This window comes from Blautia sp. HCN-20427, assembly GCF_037890365.1.
In the GTDB taxonomy this organism is placed as follows: Bacteria; Bacillota; Clostridia; order Lachnospirales; family Lachnospiraceae; genus Blautia.
Window position 1 is genome coordinate 1 of the sequence record NZ_JBBKBX010000025.1, and the last position, 23211, is coordinate 23211.

The window sequence follows — 23211 nt, forward strand, 5'->3', positions numbered from 1 at the left end:
ATGAAAAAGGATTGACAAAACGAAAACAGGTGCTATAATAAATTACGTTATTTGCATATTGTGCCAATGGAAGGGTGCAGGAAAGCGGCGAAATGCCCACCGAAGGAGTAATACTCTCAGGGGTCTTTTACAAGACGAGACTGTATCTGGATGGCTCTCTGGAGAATCCCATTTATGGGTGCCGAAGGTGTAAGCAGACGGAAATCCGGCTGTGAATCTCTCAGGCAAAAGGACAGTGAAGTTTTTACAGTTGTTTTTGTGCTTCAAAAACAGCTGTGCACAAACGCATTTGCGCTTAAACTGAACTTGAAAAGAGGCTGTCACAGGACGCAGGACTTAAAAATGCCATTTGGTATTTCTAAGATGCAGATTGTGACAGCCCTGTTTTTTTCCAACAATATGCTCTCAATCTAAACAAAGGGAGATAGAAAAATGGAAATGGTAGCATCTGTTGTAGAAGTGGTGAACAAATTTTTGTGGGATTATGCGCTTTTAATCCTGCTTCTTGGAACCGGAATTATTTATTCCTTCAGTCTGAAATTTATTCAGATACGGAAGTTCGGCGCGGGAATGAAGAAAATGTTCGGCGGCTTTTCTCTTCATGGGAAAAGCAGTGAAAACGGTCTCAGTTCCTTTCAGGCTCTGGCGACAGCCATTGCAGCGCAGGTAGGTACGGGAAATATTGCCGGCGCAGCCACGGCCATTGCTTCCGGAGGACCGGGTGCAATTTTCTGGATGTGGGTCAGCGCATTCTTTGGTATGGCCACCATTTATGCGGAGGCCGTTATGGCGCAGCACACCAGAGTAAAAGAAAACGGCGTCATTGTAGGCGGTCCGGTGTACTACATAAAATATATTTTTAAAGGAAAATTCGGCAAATTCCTGGCAGGCTTTTTCTCAGTAGCCATCATTCTGGCACTGGGATTCATGGGAAATATGGTACAGTCCAACTCCATTGGAAGTTCTTTTTATAATGCTTTTGGTGTAAAACCCATGGTTGTAGGTGTTGTGATTGCCCTGGTAGCAGCGTTTATTTTTATCGGCGGAATTAATCGAATTGCAAGAGTGACGGAAAAAGTGGTTCCGTTAATGGCTCTGATTTATATTGTGGGCTGTCTGATTATTCTCTTTATGAATCTGGAAGGCACAGGCAGAGCTTTTCATGACATTTTTGTGGCAGCCTTTGACCCCAAAGCAGTTCTTGGAGGTGCGGCGGGTGTTACCGTACAGAAAGCCATGCGTTTCGGTGTGGCAAGAGGTCTGTTTTCCAATGAAGCTGGTATGGGTTCCACGCCTCACGCCCATGCAACTGCAGATGTAAAGCACCCGGGTGACCAGGGAATTATTGCCATGATGGGTGTGTTTATTGATACTTTTGTTATTTTGACGCTGACAGCGCTGGTAATTCTGTCCACAGGCGCTCTTGCAAGCGGAGAGACGGCAGCCGCACTGGCACAGGTAGCTTTTGATTCTGCGTTTGGTTCTTTCGGAGAAGTTTTCATAGCGATTTGTATGCTGTTCTTTGCCTTTACGACCATTATCGGCTGGTACTATTTCGGAGAGGTGAATGTGCGTCACCTGCTTGGCAAAAAAGCCGTAAAGGTCTATGCTCTCCTGGTGGTTGTCTGTGTACTGGTTGGTTCCGGACTGAAAGTAGATTTGGTATGGAATATGTCTGATATGTTTAACGGACTTATGGTGATTCCAAACCTGATTGCAATTTTGGCCTCTATTAAGGTAGTTAAGCGCCTGAGTAAAGAGCACGAAAATTTGTAAAAAGTTTTGAAAATATGTGCTGGAAACAGTTGAAAAATTTCCCGATTTGCTTTATTCTATAATCTGTCGCAAAAACAGACACCATATTTATAGAAGGCTCAGGGAGGAAACAAAAGATGTGTGAAAAAACCGTGTGCTTTCAGCACATAGACGAAATAAAGGAATTTGTAAATGCAGCGTGCCGCTGTGATTTTGATATTGATATTATCAGTGACCGTCTGACTATTGACGCAAAGTCCATTTTAGGTGTGTTAAGCCTGGAATACAATAAAGAACTGTGCGTCAGATATGAACAGCAGGATTCAGAATTTGAAAATGTTCTGGGTAAATTTGCAGTCGCATAGATAAAATTTGTTTTATAGAAAGATAGTAGTTGAATAATTTGCTCCAAAATTGTATAATTAGATTGATAAAAGCAGCCAAACAGTAGTCGTTGACTGCTTTTTATCATGCCAGGCTTAATATGATTCAGACAGTACGAAGGGAGAAAGCATGAAAAAGAAAATTGCGTATTTGTTAACTGCAAGTATGCTGCTTTCCGGTGTTATGCCCGTTTATGGAACACCGTCAGACGGAGATATGAATTCGGAAAATCAGACATACACAGAAAATGTTGAAAACACAGAACCTGCAGAAAATACAGAAAGTGCAGAAGCCACAGAAAATACAGAATATGCAGAAGACACAGAAAACACACAAGTTTTGGAAACGGAAGGCACCTCTGAACATGAGAAAGACACACAAGAGGATACAGCAGAAGGGATAAAGAATATCCGTACAGCCAAAGTAGAAAAGGGCAATACAGTGAAGGTAGTTCTTGCGTCAGCATTTCCTGTACCAAAGGAACAGAGCTTTGAAGTTTGTTTAAGAAAGGAAGGCGGAGATGAGAGGAAGGATACCCTCTATTTGCCGGGAACAGGAGAAGAAAATAGTGAAGTCAAGGACAGCAGCATTACCTTTCATGATATAGAAGTGGGAGAGTATACTCTTGAAGTCAGCGGCAATAAATACGAAACCTATTCGCAGAGTTTTCAGGTAAAGGAACTGACAGATTATACAGTGCCGATTACAACAGGCTGGATGGGAAACTATGCGTATAACGGTGATGTACATCCGGGGGTTCTTCGCGTGGGAGATGCAGATGGAAATGGAAAACTTACAGACGAAGATGCAGATGCAATTATTCAGGGAATAGAGGATAAAACGGCAGCAGATAACCTGGACTTAAACAGCGACGGAAAAGTTGACATGGTGGATTTACAGTATTTTGCAGTAAATTCCAGGGATGAAAGAGAAAGACAGGCCAGTATTGAAGAAAGCGTTTCTCCGTCTGCTGTAACCATTCAGGTGGATGAGAGCAAGGTTCAGGTAGAAGGAAACCTGGAATCACTCTTAACAGGAGAAGGAAATGGGATTGTATTAAAACCCGCCCAGGGAAATCTTTCAAAAGAAAATCCTGTTAAAATTGATTTCCCTGTATCAGACGGAAAAACTGCAGTTGTGATGGGCGGAATGTCTATTGCAGGAAACACAGACAATCTGCTGACGGCCGGAGGCATTGAGGTGGAATTGGAAGACGGCAGTACGATGTGGATAGATATATCGGGAGAACAGACCGCCAAAGCCAGAGCAGCCGCACCTCAGGCTGTGTGGGAAAATGGTGTTTTGGTTGTGGACTTTAAAGGTCAGGTTGCAGTCAAAAAGGTAACAATTGTAATAGAAGGAACCAAGAAGAATAATAATCTGGCAGAAATCTCAAAGGTGGAGTTTTTAAACAACATGGAAAACCGTATTCCGGCGCCAACCATGGATATTCCGCAAGGATTAAAGGCAGAAGCAGGAAGCGCAAGCTTTATTCTTAACTGGGATACCGCAAAAAACATTACAGGATATGAAGTAAAGATTTCAGACGGAAACGCAACAGAAGTAAGAAAAACAGCGTCTACTAAAATGCAGGTTACTTCCTTCCAAAATGAAGATTTGGTAAATAAGAAAGAATATAAGGTCAGTGTACAGTCTGTAAATGGGGAGTGGAAGAGCGGATACAGTGAGGAAATAACAGTTGTACCGTTTACCACAGCAAAGCCGGAAGCACCGGACAATCTTTCTCTGAAAGGCGGATATCGCTTTATCAGTGCGTCATGGAAGAAGATGAAGGACACGGACAGTTATAATCTCTATTATAAAAAAGAAAGTGACATAGAATTTACAAAAATTGAAAATATTACGGCAAATAGCTTCCAGATAGCAAATTTGGAAGATAAAACCAAGTACGAGGTATTTGTGCGGGGTGTCAATGAAAACGGAGAAGGACCGGACTCTCTTCATTCCGCTGCCAAAACAGTGAGCATTCTTCCGGCGCAGATGCCCCAATATATGCTTTTGAACCAATCTCAGGGAGAAAAAAAATTAACGTCTCATATTAAGAAGATTTCTTATGACCCAAGAGAAAAGCGAAGCATGGAGGAAAGTCCTCTGGATGAAGGAAATGCAGGTTCCGCACTGGGGATTGCAGATGATTTCTATGGTTCCTACTATACCGTAGATGACTGGGACGATGGAGCGGCATATCCGGGCAGTGATAAAGGCTTTACTGTGGAACTGGATAATACATATCACATAGGCTATATTGCAGTTGCGCAGGCCATTGAAAATCCAGAATTATCAGGAGTGACCGTATATGCAGATGGAAAAGAGGTACAGGGAATTTCTTTTGTAACCAGAAGCGATGAAAGCGGAAGAAAGTATTATTTGATTAAGCTGCCTTTAGATGGCGTAGAAGCACAGACATTCCGCATATGTCTTAGAAATCTTAACACAAAATCCGTAAATGTAGCGGAAGTGCGTTTTTATGAATATGACAGTCTCGAAAAAGAAGTTATGGAGTTGTATGCGGATGACCTTCATACAGAGTTAAAGGATAACGTGACGAATGAAATGCTGAAAAAACTCCAGGAACGTCTTGATACCAAGAAAAACGAAGAATACCATCTTGAGAAAGACACGATTCAAAAGGAGCTGGACACAGCAAAAGCTATTTTTGCGGAAAAGGATTTAAAGGATACAGTAGAAATTAATACAAACATTACAGCGGCAAAGGATGGCCAGTTGGGCTTTGGCGGTTTGAATTCATGGCAGCCATTAGGTGTATCAGCCGGGGCAGGAGAGGATGTTGTTGTATATGTAGGAAGTAATAAAGGAAAGACCGGTGATACTACAGACCTTACTTTAGTGGCAACTCAATATCATGCAGAATACAGCAGTTTTGTGCAGGAAAGCCAGAGGCTGAAAGTGGGAAGAAATGAAATTTCACTGAAAAGTCTGCAAAGTATTGATACAGAGGCAGGAGGCTCTCTCTACATTTCCTATAAAGGAAATAATCAGAACGACAAATATGCAGTGCGAGTAAGCGGCGGTGTGAAAATTCCTGTTTTAAATCTCTACGAAGTGAAGGACACACAGGAGCGTTTAAAATATACAGAACAATATGTGGAAGAATTGGAACAAACGGTGGGAAACCTGGAAAAGATACATGAGCAGGAGCACCAGAATAATAAGAACGAGTCTCTGCAGTATGACTATGATGAAGAGAACTGTATTGCAGGAGCTACCGAAATTATGATGGACTCCATGATGTATTCTGTTTCATCCAAACAGATATTAGCAGGATTAGGCAATGGAAGCACGGAGGAAAAGGCACAGAAGCTTCTGACATCTATTGATGCAATGGAGCAGATGATGCATCTTTTCTATCAGCACAAGGGATTAAACGAAAATGCGCCGCAGGCTGTAAACAGAACACCTTCCCAGCATTTGAATATTCGTTACCAGAGAATGTTCGCAGGGGCCTTTATGTATGCCGGAGGCAACCATATTGGTATCGGATGGAATGAAGTGAAAGGACTGGCCGGAGGTGTGCCAGTGCAGACAGACGATAACGGAGCTTATAAGAGCGGTCAGCTTTTTGGATGGGGCATTGCCCATGAAATCGGACATAATATTAACCAGTCCAGCTATGCCATTGCTGAAATTACAAACAATTACTTTGCACAGCTTTCCGGTTTAAAAGAGGACAAAAACGAGTCTGTTCGGTTTAAGTATCCGGATGTCTATGAAAAGGTTACATCAGGAAATACAGGAAGGTCTGCAGATGGTTCTGTACAGCTGGCTATGTACTGGCAGCTGCATCTGGCTTATGACAGAGGCTATAATTATCAGGTATATGATAATTATGAGGAACAGTTGAAAAACTTATTCTATGCAAGAGTGGATACTTATGCCAGAAACACACAGGCGGCACCTATGCCTGGGAATATTCCTCTTACTTTAGGAAGTGACCCGGAACAGAATATTGTAAGACTTGCCAGTGCAGCGGCACAGAAGGATTTGACTGATTTCTTTGTTCGCTGGGGTATTGTGCCGGATGAAACATCTGTACAGTATATCGGACAGTTTGAACCGGAAGACAGAGCAATCTATTATGTCAACGATGATGCCCGCGTTTACGAGATGGAAAAAGGAAGCACAGCAGGAACCATTAAAGGAATGGAGGTTGTTTCGGGGGCAAAGGCAGAGGTCGATGCTTCCAGAAAAAATGAGGTTCATATTACACTGGGAAGCAGCGCAGACGAAGATGTTATTTTAGGTTATGAAATTACCCGCTGCATGACTGCAAACGGAAAGACTGTAAAAGAGGTTGTGGGATTTACGACAGATAAACAGTATACGGATGTGGTAACTGCTGTTAATAACAGGGTGATTACCTATGAAATTACTGCGGTGGATAAATTTATGAACCGTTCTGCGTCTGAAAAACTGGAGCCTTTGAAAATACAGCACGACGGAATTTACGATAAAGAAGCGTGGGAAGTAAGCTTGGCAGGTATTACACCGGAAGAAACAGAAACAGAAGAAGCCGATGAAAATACCCCGTGTGCTCCAAAGGAAAAAGACGGAACAGAAAAAATTGTGGATTCCAAAGCCGATACGGTATTTACAGGACAGTTGGGAAAAGACCAAAACGAAATTATTTTGAATTTCCATAAGAATTTAGAGGTATCAGGTATTCGATATACTGCCGGGGATAAAGCAAAGCAGAGTGAAAAAATTGAAAACTATCAAATTCAGGTAAGCCAAGATAACCAGACCTGGACAACCGTTGCAGAAGGAAAATTTGATACAGAGAAGAACTCACAGCAGATTTATTTCACAAATGGTAAAGATTCATGGGTTTGCACATATGATGCAGCTTATGTAAAAGTTATCGTAAAGGATGAGGAAGGAAAATCAATTTCTGTTGGGGAAATTGACCTTATAGGTCCAAGTGGAGATAATGTGGAATTCGGAGATTTATCAGATAAGACAACCGTGGGAATTTTAAAAGAAGACTACGTTTATGATAAAAACGGAGATAAAATTCCGGCAAACTCTCTGGTATTTATAGGAGAATATAAAGGAAACCCTGCATATAATGTGGTTATGCTTTATGATGAAAACGGAAATATCGTAGGAGGAGTCGGCGAAGACGGAGCACTGAGGGCCGAACAGATTATTCTAGCAGATGTTCCAGAGCATGGTGAACTGGGAGAAACCAGCGATGGAAAATGGGTATATTGGATAGAGCCTGAAAATCTGGACAGCAATAAGATTCCTAAGAATGTAAGAGCAGAGCTCTACAGAGTGGATAATGCATTGACAAATGAAGGACAGCGTCTGGTAAGTGACAGTATGTTCTATACAATGCCGGAAGAACTGCCTCAGATTAGCATTAAGTAAAGGAGATTACTGTGGGTAAAAGAATAAAAACATTGATATGTGCGCTGGCAATATGCCTTGTTGCTTTTTCTGTGCCAGTGTACGCAGAAGGAAAAGAACTGTCCTTAGTCCTGCCTTTAGAGGCAGGACAGGGATTTACATCCCTGAAATTCAGTGTGCAGGTGAATAATGTTTCAGAGGACGCAAAAGTATCTGTAGATTTCAGTAAAAGCCTTCCGGAAAAAACAATTGCTAAAACAACTTATAATAAAGGAATTTTAACGGTCTATTTAGCCGGAGGAGATGAACTGTTCCCGCAGTCATCTTTGGAAATTGGAGAACTTACAGTAGAAAATGATGAAAATAAAGGGGAAAATCTGTTTGTGGAATTGCTGCCTGAAACCGTTGAAATCGTAAACAGTGGATATAACGTTGTAGATGATGTTGATGCAGTAAGAGATGAAATTAAACTAACAGGAAGCGGGGCCGAGAAACCGGAAGAGGAAAATCCAGAAGAACCGGAAGAACCAGAGGCAGAGAAAGCGGATTTTGAGGAATTAAAAAAACTCCTTGAGGAATTAAAAGGGCTGAATGCTCAAGACTATACGCAGGAAAGCTGGAATACTCTTTCTGCTTTAATGGAAAAGGCGGCAGAACTTTTGGAAAGTAAAACAGCGACTACAGAACAGGTGAAGGATATGGTAAGCCAGCTAAAGGAAGCGAAAGAGAAGCTGCAGGTAGATACTCCGGACAGCGATAACACAGAACAGGCAAAACAAGAGCTTCAGGGTGTTTTAGATGAGTTGGATAAATTGCTTTCTTCTGATTATACAGCCGAAAGCTGGAATCAGCTGTATGCACTTATGGAAGAAGCAAGAGGGCTGATAGAAAAGGGCGCGTCAAAAGAAGAATATGATGCAATGACTGCCAAACTTCGCGAGACATCCGGTAAGCTGGTGAAGACGGAGCCTGAATTTGAAAAGACATCTGATGATGAAGATTCTCAGAAAAATTTAATTTCAGGTGAAGCTATAGAATCTAAGAATAAAATAAAGAATGTCCTCACAGGAGACAATTCTCCGATTGCTGCGCTGGCATTGGCAGGAGTGGGAAGTATCGCGATTGTGGTAACGCTTTTTTATAAAAAAATGCAAAAGAAATAGAAATAATGGTGTTTACAAATATTTCTGAATGTGATAGCATGAAACATATATGTAAACACAGTGACAAAGAGAGTACATGTATGTTTCGTTTTACAGAGAGGCTTTCGTATGCTGAGAGAAAGCGAATGAGGATATGTGGAAGATGGCTTTTGAGAGGCGCACCGAAGTATGAGAGCATACCAAGGCTGCGACAGGTTCCGCCTGTTATAGCGGTAAGGTATGAATGTACCTGGTGAGGTCTGTGCCGCGAGGCAGAGACGAACAGAAGTGGTAACACGGGTAAATAGGACTCGTCTTCTTTGGAAACAGAGAAGACGGGTTTTTTTGCTTTCGGACAGAAGCTTTATACTGCGCCAATTATGAGCCGAACCCTTAGAACAGGAGGAAGAAAAAGTGGATAAAAAGAAATATTATATTACAACAGCCATTGCCTATACTTCAGGCAAACCTCATATCGGAAATACTTATGAGGCGGTTTTGGCGGACAGTATTGCCAGATTTAAAAGACAGCAGGGGTATGATGTATTTTTCCAGACAGGAACAGATGAACACGGACAGAAAATCGAATTAAAGGCAGCAGAAGCCGGCGTGACCTGCAAAGAATTTGTGGACAATGTGGCAGGGGAAATCAAGAGCATTTGGGACTTGATGAACACTTCCTATGACAAGTTTATCCGTACTACAGATGAAGACCACGAAAAACAGGTACAGAAGATTTTCAAAAAACTGTATGACCAGGGTGATATTTACAAAGGATACTATGAAGGTATGTATTGTACACCATGCGAGTCTTTCTTTACGGAATCCCAGCTGGTAGACGGCAAATGTCCGGACTGCGGACGTCCGGTGACACCTGCAAAAGAAGAGGCTTACTTCTTCAGAATGAGTAAATATGCACAGCGTTTGATTGACCACATCAACACCCATCCGGAATTCATTCAGCCGGTATCCAGAAAGAATGAAATGATGAACAATTTCCTTCTGCCGGGACTGCAGGATTTGTGTGTATCCAGAACTTCCTTTAAGTGGGGAATTCCGGTAGATTTCGACCCGAAACATGTGGTTTATGTGTGGCTGGACGCTCTGACTAACTATATTACAGGAATTGGCTATGACTGTGACGGAGAAAGCACGGAGCAGTTTAAGAAAGACTGGCCGGCAGACCTGCACTTAATCGGAAAAGACATCATCCGTTTCCATACCATTTACTGGCCGATTTTCCTTATGGCCCTGGATTTGCCGCTGCCAAAACAGGTATTCGGACATCCGTGGCTTTTACAGGGTGACGGAAAAATGAGCAAATCCAAGGGAAATGTGATTTACGCAGACCAGCTGGTAGATTTCTTCGGCGTGGACGCAGTTCGCTACTTTGTACTTCACGAAATGCCCTTTGAAAACGACGGGGTAATTACCTGGGAATTAATGGTAGAACGTCTGAACTCTGAACTGGCTAATACCCTGGGAAATCTGGTAAACAGAACGATTTCCATGTCCAACAAATATTTTGGCGGGGAAGTACGCAACACCAAGGTCTGCGAACCGGTAGACGAAGAGCTGAAAGCCGTTGTACTGGAAACAAAAGCGAAAGTAGCGGCAAAAATGGAAGAACTTCGTGTGGCAGACGCTATTACGGAAATCTTTACTCTGTTCAAGCGCTGCAACAAATATATTGATGAAACCATGCCATGGGCGCTGGCTAAGGATGAAGAAAAGAAAGACCGTCTGGCTACCGTACTGTATAATCTGGTAGAGGGTATCTGTATCGGCGCTTCCCTTTTGGAATCCTTTATGCCGGAAACCACAGAGAAGATTCTGGCACAGTTAAATGCCCAGAAGAGAACTTACGAAGAGCTGGATACATTTGGATTGTATCCGTCAGGAAATAAGGTAACAGAAAAGCCGGAAATCCTGTTTGCACGTCTGGACGTGAAAGAAGTTCTGGAAAAAGTGGAAGAGATGAGAGCCAAAGAAGCTGCCAAAGACGCACCAGAGGAAGCCAAAGACGAAGCGCCGGTCATTGACATTGAGGCAAAAGAAGAGGTTACTTTTGATGACTTTATGAAAATGCAGTTCCAGGTAGGAGAAATCATTGCATGCGAAGAGGTGAAGAAGTCTAAAAAGCTGCTGTGCTCTCAGGTGAAAATCGGAAGCCAGGTGAGACAGATTGTATCCGGTATTAAGGCACATTATAAGCCGGAGGATATGGTTGGAAAGAAGGTTATGGTTCTGGTGAACTTGAAACCGGCTAAGCTGGCTGGTATTTTGTCAGAGGGCATGATTCTCTGTGCAGAAGGACTGGACGGAGAACTGGCACTGATGACACCGGATAAAGAAATGCCGGCAGGGGCGGAAATCTGCTAGTCTACTGTATCAGGAAAGGATATGCCTGGCATACGGCCATTGAATTGCAGGCTGTAGATGGACTTAAAACATCTCAAGATCCCGATGCCTCTAAGCTGATTGCTAAGTTGGTACAGGCGGGAATTCTTGAGCCCGTATCCGGTTATGGAAAAGGCAGGGGCTGTTTCGGCAGCCCCTGTCCCTTTTATGGCTATAGAGAATTATTCCATTCTTCCGATATCATATACACTTCTGACACGGAGTTTTTCCGGTTCGCCTCTTAAGATTTTGACTCTTCTCGAGCCGCCATTCATATCAAAATAATTATCTTCCAGAACCAAATCTTCGTTTTCATTGAGAATTTCCACACTCTTTGCGTAAGTATCAGCCTGAACGATAATTTCATCACCTTCTACCCTCATTTGCAGATTTGGATTCTCATAGCAGAAATATTTCGGGTAGGAGAAAATAACAGTTCCGAAAGAGATTACAGTGTCGTTTTCCACAGCTTCATAGCTGACATACTGATGGAAAACGTCTGCTTCCGGCAGCAGTACCTTATCCATCCACAGAGCGGAGAAAGGTGAAACACATACGTCTGTTTTTCCCTCGCGGACCACAGAAGCGTCGGCATTTCGCAATGCCCAGCGCACGGTGAGTTTTTTCTCCTCAAAGGTTTCGTTGGTTACATTCAAGCGAATGGACTTTTCAAAAGTAAAGTGCTGGCGGTTCATATCTGCGCTGGCGGTCATCCAGTTTTGCTCTTCGCAGGAAATCATCACCGGTGCAAAGAAGCGTTTTGCATAATAATGCAGGGCTTTCCAGCGTCCATAATAATCAATGGAAGACCAGGAAGTTACAGGCCAGCAGTCGTTTAACTGCCAGTATACGGCGCCCATACATCTGCCCCGATTTCTGCGGAAATGTTCTACACCGTAGCGGATACCATCTGCCTGAAGAAGCTGGGAAGCATAAATCAGGGAGGAGAAGTCATAAGGGTATTTGTAAGTTTGCTGCAGATATCCCATGATTTTTCCGTTTGCCGCATTGTTTCTCTGATGTTTTTCCATGACATAGGAGAAAATATTCCAATCCTGCGGGTCGTCACTGATGCCTTCTTCTATGGTTTTCAGAGAAGGGAATGCCTGGAAACCAAATTCAGAGAGATAACGGAAGAAATATTTCCGGTACTCGGAAAACGGCTTGTTTCCATGCCATACCTGCCAGAAATGCACATCTCCCCGGTTCGGATCCTGTGGTTCCTCGAAAGAGCCGCCTGAGGAAGGGCTTGATGGCCAGTAAAAGGTTTCCGGATCGTATTTTTTCAGCACCTGAGGGATAATGCGTTCATACATAAAGAGGTAATCGCGTACCTCAGAGGGTTTGGATACCCATTCCCCATCTTTTACAAAGGATTCCATTTCATTATTTCCGCACCAGAGGCCAAGGCTTGCATGGTGGCGGAGACGTTTGATATTGTCGATAAATTCCTGTGTAATATTGGCTTCAAATTCCGGTGTCAGTTCGTAAACAGAGCAGGCAAACATAAAGTCTTCCCACACAATCAGTCCCAATTCATCACATAAATCGTAAAATTCATCATCCGGATAGTATCCGCCGCCCCATACACGGATACTGTTAAAGTTGGCCAGTTTGGCATCCATAAGAAGCTGACGCCGTTTGGCGGAATTGATTTTTCCAAGGAGGTGTTCTTCTGGGATATAGTCCGCACCCATGGCAAATACTTTCACGCCGTTCACCACATGCGCAAAGGTTTCGCCCCATTCGTCCTTTTCTACACACATGGTCAGAGTACGCAGACCGATTCTGCGTTCCCAGGTATCTACCAAATCCGTTCTGGCATAAAGTTCCAGCTTAACGGTGTAAAGCGGCTGTGCGCCCAAACCGTTTGGAAACCAGAGCATAGGGGAAAGGATTTCCATCTGTGTTGGATTACCCGAGAGCGTCTGGGATTCTCCATTTGGGTCTGTTACCGTTACACTATAGGTAAAATCTTCATTTGCAGTGCTGTTCAGACATTCCAGGGAAAGTTCTTTCTCTGGCTGATGGGGCAGGAGGAAAGAAGGGGCAAAGTGCAGAGTGACTTTGTTTTCTTCGTGTTTTTGTGTGACATATACAGAGTCAATGCGCGCCTTTTTCACACCTACAAGGGTAACGTCACGGAAAATGCCCGCATCCGGCAAATGAGCGCCCCAGTCCCAGCCATACATATAATGTGCTTTTCGGATATGGCTGAATCCCTCCCAGGCGTCCTCAGAGCCGCGGGTAGCACACTGAGCAAAGGCTTCGTCGGCAGCCTTTAAGGGAGAATGCAGAACCACTTTTAACTGATTTTTTTCCCGTAAAAGCAGAGAAGTAACGTCAAATTCCCAGGTACGGTGCATGTTGGCTGTCTGTCCTAAAAGGATATCATTGAAATAAACATCACTGATGGTATCAATGCCGTCAAAGCGCAGAATGCAAGCATCTTCCTCTAAAAGTTCCGGCAGAGGAGAAAAGGTGCAGGTATAGGTATAGTCTTCATCAATGACATCTCTCACTACATCCTCGTTGCCTTTCCAGTAAGGGTCCGGGATTTGGCCGTTATCTGCCAGCACAGTGTAGACGCTGGTCGGAATGGTGGCAGGGAAAGGTGTGGCGCAATTGTTTTTGTGTAAAAACCAGTTCTGATTTAATGATTGTTTTATCATAGTTTTCCTCCGATGATTTCATATATAGTGATTTTAACTACAGTATTTAACCCATGGTAACTTCTGCATATACATCTGTTTTGTCTGGCTTGAATGGAATTACATTGCCTTCGACAGCAACATCGTCAACCAAAAGTGTGCAAACACCCTTCTGTACATGTTGCGGATTGCGGATGGTAATGTGGTAATGGACCCCTCTGTATATACGATTCACAGTGAAATCACCGAAATCTTCTGGTACACAGGGGTCAATGCGCAGACCTTTCAGAGTAGGCTGAATACCGATAATATATTGTGAAACATTGACAAAGGTCCAGGCTGCGGTGCCGGTGAGCCAGCTGTTCTTGGCTTCACCGAAGCGAGGTGCATCTTTTCCGGCTATCATTTGGGAGTATACATAAGGCTCTGTCCGGTGGATTTCACTGATATCTTCCAGAAATGCGGGGCAAATCTTTCTGTATACGTCAAAGGCACGGTTTCCGTGTCCGAGAATGGCCTCGGAGATAGAAACCCATGGATTGTTATGGCAGAAGATACCTGCATTTTCCTTATATCCCGGCGGATAAGAGGAAATTTCCCCCAAATTCAAATGATAGTGTGTATAAGGCGGCTGTAGAATGGTAATGCCATACTTGGTATCCAGTAACTTCTCGGTGGATTTCAGAGCCTGCTCGGCAATTCCTTCTTCAATACCTACACCGGAAAGCGGCAGGAAACCCTGAGGTTCAATGAAAATTTTTCCTTCTTCACACTCTGCTGAACCAATCTTATCTCCATTGGCATCATAAGCCCGCAGGAACCATTTGCCGTCCCAGCCGTCTTTTAAGATGGCATCGTAAACTTTTGATACCTCGCTTTGAGCATGCTCAGTTTCTGCTGTATTCCCAACCAGACGGCACAGTTCAGCGTATTCGCGGCCGTACTTGACGAACATACCTGCAATAAAAACAGATTCTGCGACAGGTCCCTCGCTTGGGCCGAAGGTCTGGAATGATTCTCCGGGGTGCTCTGAATAACAGTTCAGATTCAGACAGTCGTTCCAGTCTGCGCGTCCGATAAGAGGAAGTCCATGTGGGCCTTTGTGAGAAACAATAAATTCAAAGGAACGTTTCAGGTGTTCCATAAGAGGTACGGCAGTTTCTTCCCGATTGTTGAAAGGTACCATTTCTTCCAGGATAGAAGTATCCCCGGTTTCGCGAATATAAGCGGAAACTGCAGCAATGAGCCATAGTGGGTCATCGTTAAATCCACTTCCGATATCAGAATTTCCTTTTTTTGTCAATGGCTGGTACTGGTGATAGGCGCTCCCGTCTTCAAACTGTGTGGAGGCAATATCAATAATTCTGATACGGGCGCGTTCCGGAATCAAATGCACAAAGCCAAGAAGGTCTTGACAGGAGTCACGGAAGCCCATACCGCGCCCAATTCCGGATTCATAATAAGAAGCAGAACGTGACATGTTAAAGGTTACCATGCACTGGTACTGATTCCAGATATTTACCATACGGTTTACCTTTTCGTTTTTCGTAGTAATCTGGAAACGAGATAAAAGTTCAGTCCAGTAGTTTTTCAGCGCTGCAAAAGCCTGGTCAACGCTTTGCTTGGAAGCATATTTTTCCAGAAGAATTTCAGCTGGTTTTTTATTTATAATGTTGGCTGTTTCCCACTTTTCTTCTTTGAGATTTTCGGCATAGCCCAAAACAAAAATAAAGGTTTTGTTTTCCCCTGGTTTGAGACAAAGGTCAATCTGATGAGAAGCAATGGGATACCAGCCGCTGGCTACAGAATCCGTTAATTGTCCGGCAGCAATGGCAGCAGGTCTTTCGGCGCTTCCGTAAACGCCCAGAAGAGCGTCTCTGCTGGTCTCAAAGTGATTTATGGGTGCGTTTACACTGTAAAAGGCATAGTGATTACGGCGTTCTCTGTATTCTGTTTTGTGATAGATGACGGAATCTTTTATCTCCACTTCGCCGGTGCTCAGATTTCGCTGGAAGTTTCGAGAATCGTCATCTGCATTCCACAGACACCATTCTACATAAGAGAAAAGACTCAAACTCTTTTCTTCTTCGGAATTATTCGTTAAGGTAATTTTCTGGATTTCGCAGGAATCTTTTAAAGGAACAAAAGTTAAAAGGTTTACTGCAATTTGGTTTTTACTGCTTTTGAAAATGCTGTAGCCCATACCGTGGCGGCATTCATAAGTATCCAGAGGGGTTTTGGAAGGCTGCCAGCCGGGATTCCATATTGTATTTTCGTCCTTAATGTAGAAATAATGTCCATTGGTGTCATAAGGAATATTGTTGTAACGGTAACGGGTCATGCGGAGAAGTTTGGCGTCTTTATAGAAGCAATAACCTCCGCAAGTGTTGGAAATTAAAGAGAAAAAATTATCAGAACCGAGATAATTAATCCATGGAAGAGGTGTATCCGGCTGTTGGATGACATATTCTCTGGATAAATCATCAAAAAAACCATATTTCATAATAAGAGACCTCCTGAATATATAAGGGATTTCAAGAAAACGATTTAGTAATCTCATCTCATATAATCAGTCAGTATGTATAGAAAAATAGGAATAACTTTAAAATACAAGGCAATTATACCAAAAGAAACAGAAAAAAACAAGACGAATATATGAAAAAACAAAAAATGCAATGAAATTTACGAAACTGTTTCGTTAGCTGTAAAAAGAATAAAAGAAAAATATACAAAAAATATGCTTTATTCATGAAAAGATATGATATTATTATGTGGTAAATATACAAAAAAATCAAAATCACGAAAATAGTATTGCGAAAACATTGGAGATTATGGAAAATATGTTGCAAGAAAACGATTTAGTAAATGCTCAGATTTATACATGTTGTCCGAGGACAAAAAAGAAACGGAGGCGCAGAAAGATGGAAGAAAGCATTTCTCTAAAGGATATAGCCAGAATGTGCAATGTTTCTGTTTCTACAGTCAGCAAAGCCATGAACGACAGACCGGATATCAGCAGTTCCAAGAAAGAGGAGATTCGCAGAATTGCAAAAGAAATGAATTACATTCCCAATTATATGGCTTCTACTCTAAAGAGCAAGCATACACGAAATATTGGTGTACTGCTATCGGAGCAGACGGGTCAGGGACTTTTGCATGAGCATTTCGCCAGAATTCTCAACAGCTTTAAGGTTACTGTGGAAGAGAGGGGATATGTTATGACATTTTTAAATGCCAGCAATTCTCCAAATCGTCTTTCTTATATGGAGCAGTGCAAGTATATGCGGTTTGATGGGATTTTTATTCTTTGTGCAGACTATCAGTTGGATGAGGTCAGAGAAATTCTGGATTCAGATATGCCGGTGGTAGTGGTAGATAATACACTTCCAAAGCATGTGAATATTGCATCGAACCAGTACGGGGATATGCGCAGACTGATACAGTTTGTTTATGACAGAGGACATCGAAAAATTGCTTATATTCATGGACAGAATAGCGAAGTTACCAGAGGGCGTCTGGAAGCCTATATGAGTTTTATGAAGGAACATAAACTTTCAGTACGCAGAGAATATGTGTATACATGTCCTTACAGAGATACAGAGCGTTCCGTTTCTTTAACGAAAACGTTGTTGTCTGTACCAGACAAACCAAGTTGTATTCTTTATCCGGATGATTTAGCAGCAGTTGCCGGAATGAATGCAATCCAGGAAATGGGACTTAGGGTACCGGAAGACATATCTGTAGTTGGATATGACGGTCTGAGTCTGACATCTTTTGTAAGACCAAGAATTGCAACAATTCATCAGGATACGGTATCCATGGGGATTCAGGCAGGGAATAAATTAATTAACCGTATTGAATTTCCTGAAGAAAAATTGCGGGCAGAGACTGTTGTGGTAGACGGCATGGTAGAGCCGGGAGAGTCTGTCACTGTATGGAAAAATATTGGTTAAAAAAACCAGGTAAAGCCATCTAAGATTATAGTCTGCAGGAGAGTCTGCGGGTTATAGATATAAGTTATTTTATCATTAAGGAGGACTATGGTATGAGAAATCGCAGTAAAATAATCAGTATCTTATTAGCAACGGCAATGGCAGGAAGCATGTTGGCAGGATGTGGCGGAGGAAATAATGAAGAAAACAACTCTGGATCCAGTGAAAGCAGCAGCGAACAGGCATCTGAGAGCAAAGAAAAAGATACTTCAGTATTAGCAGAAGGCTCTGATAATGAACTTACTTATAAAGGAGAGCTTTCTCTGATGCACTATTCCACTTCAGAAGAATCAGAAGGGAATGGTGGTTCCGACGGATTCCGTTCTGTAATTGCTCAGTGGGAAAAAGGTCATTCAGATATTACTTTAAACCAGAGTGTACTTTCTAATGATGATTATAAAACACAGATTGCTACTCAGGCAGCGGCAGATGATCTTCCGGATATTTTCTTACTGCAGGGAATGAATACAAAGACGTGGGCAGAGCAGGGACTGATTCTGGATATGACAGATATCATTAAAGAATCTCCTTATTATGATTCCTACAATACTGATTTCTTTACTCCGTTTACGACAGACGGAAAAACATACGGACTTCCTGTACTGACTACGGGTACCTGTACAGTGGTTATGTATGATAAACAGGCATGGAAAGACGCTGGATATGACAGTTTCCCGGATAATTGGGAAGATGTAAAGAAAGCGGATGAATATTTTAAAGATAATGGTTATTCTGAAACCATCGCGTTTGGTAATGGAGGAAAATGGCAAATTAACTCCTGTTTCCTTTCCGTTATAGGCGATAGATATACAGGTGGTGACTGGTTCCAGTCTTTGGTTGATAAGGGAGGCGCTTCTTTTACGGACCAGCAGTTTGTAGATGCATTGACCTTTACACAGGATATTTTTGAATCAGGAGTCTTTAATGAAGACTTTAATGCTATCGGAAACGAAGACGCCAGAGAATATTATATTTCTGGTGATGCACCTGCTTATATCTGTGGTAACTGGGACGTAAGCTATATTCAGGCTACACTTAAAGAGGAAGATCCGGAATTATATGAAAATACAGGATTTGCAGTGCTTCCTCAGCCGGAAGGAGCAACAGGTTCTACAGGAACACAGAATATCGGACTGGGCTATGCAGTTGCTATTAATTCAAAAGTTGCAGATGACCCGGATAAACTGGCAGCAGCTATTGATTTTGCAGAATACGTAACAGGACCTGCCTTTGCTAAGTATGTAGGAGAAAATTATGCACTTCAGGGATTAACAAAAGCAGATGTGGATTTAAGTGGATTTGATCAATTCACACAAGATTTTTATAACTATTCTTATACAGATACAGAAACCTGCGAAATTTATGATTCTTATATTAACAGTGCTGTTTGGGAAGTTTTGAATACAGAGGTACAGAGCATGTTAAATGGGGATACTACACCAGAAGAGGTTGCTAAAAAGACACAGGAAGCATATACCAAAAATTATTAAAGAATTTTGTGAACAGAGGGGCCGCAGAAATTGGCCCCTTTTTAGGAAAAGAGGAGGAGGCGCTTTATGTTATCGAGAAAACCAAAGCCCCAGGTAATTATTGGATATTTAATAGTCCCTTTACTTTTATATGTATTTGCAGTATTTGTCCCTTTGCTGGCATCTTTATTTTACAGCTTATTTGAGTGGAAGGGCGGACCAAATAAAACATTTATTGGAATTGAAAACTATATCACATTATTGAAAGATTCTACTTTCTGGAATGCCTTTGGACATAATATCTATCTGGTTGTACTGTGCGTAATTGGACAGGTTGGAATTGCTTTTGTTTTTGTTATGATTATCAGCACCAGATTTGTAAAAATGAAAGGAATGCACAGAACCTTTGGATTTTTTCCAAGCACAGTATCAGCGGTTGCGGTAGGTTTTATTTGGACCATGATTTATGATAACAGACGAGGTATCCTAAACTGGTTTCTGGAAGTTATCGGACAGGAAGATAAGAAGCAGGTATGGCTTAACAATCCTGATATTGTTATGACGTTGGTAGCAATTCCGCTGATTTGGCAGTTTATTGGATATTATATGGTGATTCTCCTTTCAGCTACCTCAGCTATTGACAAGGAAATTCTGGAGTCTGCGGAATTAGATGGGGCCAGTGCAGTACAGAGAGCTCTTTATGTGGTAATTCCTATGATTAAAAATACTATTGCTGTATGTATTGTGCTCTGTGTATCCGGTAATATGAAAGCCTTTGATAATATTTACGTTATGACAGCCGGCGGTCCTGGTGATGCATCTATGGTTATGGCGATGTATGGTTACTCAGTATCCTTCAAACAACAGAATATGGGATACGGAAGTGCGATTTCTGTTGGTATCTTTGTGCTGGGAATGTTAGTGATTGGACTTATGCAGCTTTTCCAGAGAGCAGTTAACAGGGAAAAGGAGTGATAGAAAATGAGTGGAAAGAGTTATGGTATGACAACAGGCAAACGGATTGGTAATGGAGTAAAGTCAGGTATTCTGAATCTGATTATGCTGATTTTTTCTCTCTCCTGTATTTTTCCTCTGGTATGGATGTTATATTCGTCCCTGAAAGTAAAGAGAGAATTTAATAGAGATATTATAGGGCTTCCTTCCAATCCGACACTTGAAAATTTTGTAAAGGTGTTGACAAACCCGGATTATCACATTGGGGATTCTATTCTGAATAGTGTGAGAACTACCGTAATTTCCGTGTTTTTTATTGTGTTATTTGGATTTATCATGGGATATTTTCTTGCCAGAATCAAATTCAAAGGAAGTAAAATCATCTGGATTATGCTTCTAATGGGAATGTTGATTCCTGTACATTCTTTGCTAGTGCCTATTTATGTTGTATTTAATAAAACCGGATTATCAAACCAGTGGTTTACCCTGATAATTCCTTATGTGGCCTTTGGACTTCCTATATCGGTATTTCTGTGTCAGGGATTTATTAAAGAGATTCCAACCGCATTGGAAGAGGCAGCGGCGATTGACGGCTGTTCTTTCTCGGGTACACTGTTTAAAGTTATTATGCCTATTTGTAAGCCAATTATGATTACGGTTGCAATTCTTCAGACCTTTAGCTGTTGGAATGAGTTTTCCTTTGCATTGGTACTGATTAAGGATACAGCATTGCAGACGGTACCTCTGGCCATGACACAGTTTACCGGACAGTTCTCTTCCGACTATCCGAAGATTATGGCGGCTATGTTGATTACTATGGCACCGATTGTTATTTTATATTTTGCATTCAGCAAACAGATTATTAAAGGAATGGTTGCAGGTGCGGTGAAAGGTTAAGAAAAGCAATGGAAAAACAGATAGTAATAGAAGAAAACGGTATACATATTGTATTTGAAATTGAAGAGGACGGGAATTTTAAATTACTCCACTTTTCTGCACTTCCTTTTCAAGCGGAAAAGATAACAGAGGCGACGAAAGAGGCAGGATTTAATTTCATAGAAATGAACCTTTACGGATTTGACCGTCCTCATGAGAGACATGGAAACAAGTACATTGTGACTTCCCATGGTTTCCGAATGAAATATGTGTCTCACACAGACGAGAGAAATGAAAAGGGACGTGTTTTAAAATTCATTACCTCAGATGAGGAGACCAAGATGCAGGTGGAATCCGTATGGCAGTTCTATGACGGAATTCCCATCGTCCGTATGCAGCACACAGTAGAAAATCAGGGAGAGGAAGTACAGACTCTGGATTATATTTCTACGTTCAATTACATGGGGATTGAAAAAGAAGGTGCAAAAAGACAGGATGAAAAACTGCTTTTGAAGCTGCCTCATAATGGCTGGCAGCGAGAGATGAACTGGAAAGATTATACGTTAAAGGATTTGGGAATGGAACTGGTTCAGCCAAAAGAGATTCAGCGCTCTTCCAATCATTTCCATGTAAGCAATACGGGAAACTGGTCTTCTAAAGAGTTTTTGCCTATGGCCTATCTGGAAAATCAGGAAACGGGTTCTTCTTTGTACTGGCAGATTGAAAACAATGGTTCCTGGCATTGGGAAATCGGCGACCAGAACGGACATTTATATCTGGCTCTGGGCGGACCAAATGAATTGTATTCCCATTGGTTTAAAAATCTGAAGCCGGGCGAATCCTTTATTACGGTACCGGCAGCAGTGGGAGTGTCTCTGGACGGATTTGACGGTTCTATGGCAGAATTGACGAAATATCGGAGAATTATCCGCAGAAAGAACCAGGACAATGAGACTTGTAAAATTATTTTTAATGATTATATGAACTGCCTTTTTGCTGACCCCACAACAGAAAAGGAAATTCCGCTCATAGACGAAGCAGCAAAAGCGGGCTGTGAATATTTCTGTATTGATGCGGGCTGGTATGCCAAAGGATTTTGGTGGGATGCAGTAGGTGAGTGGGAAGAAAGCAGAGAGCGTTTTCCAAATGGTCTGAAAGAAGTTACAGACTATATCCGTTCCAAAGGAATGATACCGGGTATCTGGCTGGAACCGGAGGTTATGGGAATTAACTGCGAACTGGCAAAAAAATTGCCGGACACCTGGTTCTTTGTAAGACACGGAAAACGTATTTATGACAGAAGCCGTTATCAACTGGATTACAGGAATTCAGAAGTACGTGAATATATGACGTCTGTTGTGGATCGTCTGATTCAGGAATATGGAATCGGCTATATTAAGATGGATTATAACATAGAGCCGGGAATCGGAACAGAATATGCTGCGGAAAGTCCGGGAGAGGGTATGCTGGCGCATGAGCGGGCATATCTGCAGTGGCTGGACGGTCTGTTTGAAAAATATCCGGAACTGGTAATTGAAAACTGTTCCAGCGGAGGGCTGCGTATTGATTATGCAATGCTTTCCAGGTACAGCATACAATCCACCTCAGACGAGGAAGATTACCGATACTACGCTACTATTGCAGCCAATTCACCTAGCGGACTGACGCCTGAACAGAGTGCGGTATGGTCTTATCCGCTGCCGGAGGGGGACAGAGAAGCTACTGTCTTTAATATGGTAAATGCTATGCTTTTAAGGATTCATCAGAGCGGACGTCTGGATAAAATTTCCAAGGAGGAAAAGGCTCTCGTAAAAGAGGGACTGGATTGTTACAAGTCCATACGCGGGGATATTAAGAACGCGCTTCCTTTCTGGCCTTTGGGGCTGTCTGCATTTGATGATGAATGGGTGGCTCTTGGACTTCGGACAGAAGAGAAGATATATCTTTCTGTGTGGAGAAGAAGCGGAAATATGCCATGTGTTTCGATTCCGATTCCGGAAGGAAAGGGAAAAGCAGCAAAAGTTGTCTGCCGTTATCCTTCCTTTAATACAAACGCATGTGAATGGAATCGGGCAGCTGGAACGTTGAGCGTGAACTTTGAAAGAGAAAATATGGCGCGATTTTATGAAATAAAGTTATGTGAAGAAAATTGAAATAAGGGCAGGAGGGTGGTAATTAGTACCTTCCTGTCCTTTAT

Annotated in this window: 12 protein-coding genes and 1 riboswitch; of the genes, 10 read left to right on the forward strand and 2 right to left on the reverse strand. The window is 42.2% G+C overall.

Translation table 11 applies throughout. The features are described from left to right. Positions 1-148: 148 nt before the first annotated feature. A riboswitch (glycine riboswitch) is annotated at positions 149-246 on the forward strand. Positions 247-432: 186 nt separating this feature from the next. The 5 genes from WKT17_RS13515 to metG all read left to right on the forward strand — a co-directional run bounded on the left by WKT17_RS13515 (position 433) and on the right by metG (position 11054). Further along, the gene (locus tag WKT17_RS13515) at positions 433-1776 is read left to right on the forward strand and encodes an alanine/glycine:cation symporter family protein (protein WP_173749382.1); all 1344 of its coding nucleotides are present in this window, start codon (positions 433-435) and stop codon (positions 1774-1776) included. A 116-nt stretch (positions 1777-1892) separates the two neighbouring features. Then, the gene (locus tag WKT17_RS13520; protein WP_291681844.1) at positions 1893-2120 is read left to right on the forward strand and encodes an HPr family phosphocarrier protein; all 228 of its coding nucleotides are present in this window, start codon (positions 1893-1895) and stop codon (positions 2118-2120) included. A 148-nt stretch (positions 2121-2268) separates the two neighbouring features. Continuing rightward, positions 2269-7551 (forward strand): fibronectin type III domain-containing protein, encoded by a 5283-nt coding sequence (locus tag WKT17_RS13525; RefSeq protein WP_291681843.1) that lies wholly within the window; start codon positions 2269-2271, stop codon positions 7549-7551. An 11-nt stretch (positions 7552-7562) separates the two neighbouring features. Continuing rightward, the gene (locus WKT17_RS13530; RefSeq protein ID WP_291681842.1) at positions 7563-8693 is read left to right on the forward strand and encodes a hypothetical protein; all 1131 of its coding nucleotides are present in this window, start codon (positions 7563-7565) and stop codon (positions 8691-8693) included. A 393-nt stretch (positions 8694-9086) separates the two neighbouring features. Further along, positions 9087-11054, forward strand: a complete 1968-nt coding sequence (gene metG, locus WKT17_RS13535; RefSeq protein WP_291681840.1) for a methionine--tRNA ligase — start codon at positions 9087-9089, stop codon at positions 11052-11054. A gap of 200 nt (positions 11055-11254) precedes the next feature. On the opposite strand, the gene WKT17_RS13540 is transcribed toward metG, so the two are convergent. Both WKT17_RS13540 and WKT17_RS13545 read right to left on the reverse strand, forming a co-directional pair. Next, entirely contained in the window at positions 11255-13744 is a 2490-nt protein-coding gene (locus WKT17_RS13540) for a beta-mannosidase (RefSeq protein WP_291681838.1), read from the reverse strand. A 46-nt stretch (positions 13745-13790) separates the two neighbouring features. Then, positions 13791-16226, reverse strand: coding sequence for a GH36-type glycosyl hydrolase domain-containing protein (locus tag WKT17_RS13545; protein WP_291681836.1), 2436 nt, complete (start codon positions 16224-16226; stop codon positions 13791-13793). 418 nt (positions 16227-16644) lie between these two features. On the opposite strand from WKT17_RS13545, the gene WKT17_RS13550 reads away from it, so the two are divergent. The 5 genes from WKT17_RS13550 (at position 16645) to WKT17_RS13570 (ending at position 23167) form a co-directional block, all read left to right on the forward strand. After that, positions 16645-17676: a LacI family DNA-binding transcriptional regulator gene (locus WKT17_RS13550; protein WP_330489580.1), complete on the forward strand. Its 1032-nt coding sequence runs from the start codon at positions 16645-16647 to the stop codon at positions 17674-17676. 92 nt (positions 17677-17768) lie between these two features. Next, complete coding sequence (locus WKT17_RS13555) at positions 17769-19205, forward strand: extracellular solute-binding protein (RefSeq protein WP_291681832.1); 1437 nt, start codon at positions 17769-17771, stop codon at positions 19203-19205. A 66-nt stretch (positions 19206-19271) separates the two neighbouring features. Then, positions 19272-20159: a carbohydrate ABC transporter permease gene (locus WKT17_RS13560; protein ID WP_291681830.1), complete on the forward strand. Its 888-nt coding sequence runs from the start codon at positions 19272-19274 to the stop codon at positions 20157-20159. Positions 20160-20165: 6 nt separating this feature from the next. Further along, positions 20166-21035 (forward strand): carbohydrate ABC transporter permease, encoded by an 870-nt coding sequence (locus WKT17_RS13565; RefSeq protein ID WP_291681829.1) that lies wholly within the window; start codon positions 20166-20168, stop codon positions 21033-21035. A gap of 8 nt (positions 21036-21043) precedes the next feature. Further along, positions 21044-23167: a glycoside hydrolase family 36 protein gene (locus tag WKT17_RS13570; RefSeq protein ID WP_291681827.1), complete on the forward strand. Its 2124-nt coding sequence runs from the start codon at positions 21044-21046 to the stop codon at positions 23165-23167. Positions 23168-23211: the final 44 nt, after the last annotated feature.

Coding starts and splice junctions, on each gene's coding strand:
- WKT17_RS13515 (WP_173749382.1), top strand. CDS start 433: ATGGAAATGGTAGCATCTGTTGTAGAAGTGGTGAACAAATTTTTGTGG.
- WKT17_RS13520 (WP_291681844.1), top strand. CDS start 1,893: ATGTGTGAAAAAACCGTGTGCTTTCAGCACATAGACGAAATAAAGGAA.
- WKT17_RS13525 (WP_291681843.1), top strand. CDS start 2,269: ATGAAAAAGAAAATTGCGTATTTGTTAACTGCAAGTATGCTGCTTTCC.
- WKT17_RS13540 (WP_291681838.1), bottom strand. CDS start 13,744: ATGATAAAACAATCATTAAATCAGAACTGGTTTTTACACAAAAACAAT.
- WKT17_RS13545 (WP_291681836.1), bottom strand. CDS start 16,226: ATGAAATATGGTTTTTTTGATGATTTATCCAGAGAATATGTCATCCAA.
- WKT17_RS13550 (WP_330489580.1), top strand. CDS start 16,645: ATGGAAGAAAGCATTTCTCTAAAGGATATAGCCAGAATGTGCAATGTT.
- WKT17_RS13555 (WP_291681832.1), top strand. CDS start 17,769: ATGAGAAATCGCAGTAAAATAATCAGTATCTTATTAGCAACGGCAATG.
- WKT17_RS13560 (WP_291681830.1), top strand. CDS start 19,272: ATGTTATCGAGAAAACCAAAGCCCCAGGTAATTATTGGATATTTAATA.
- WKT17_RS13565 (WP_291681829.1), top strand. CDS start 20,166: ATGAGTGGAAAGAGTTATGGTATGACAACAGGCAAACGGATTGGTAAT.
- WKT17_RS13570 (WP_291681827.1), top strand. CDS start 21,044: ATGGAAAAACAGATAGTAATAGAAGAAAACGGTATACATATTGTATTT.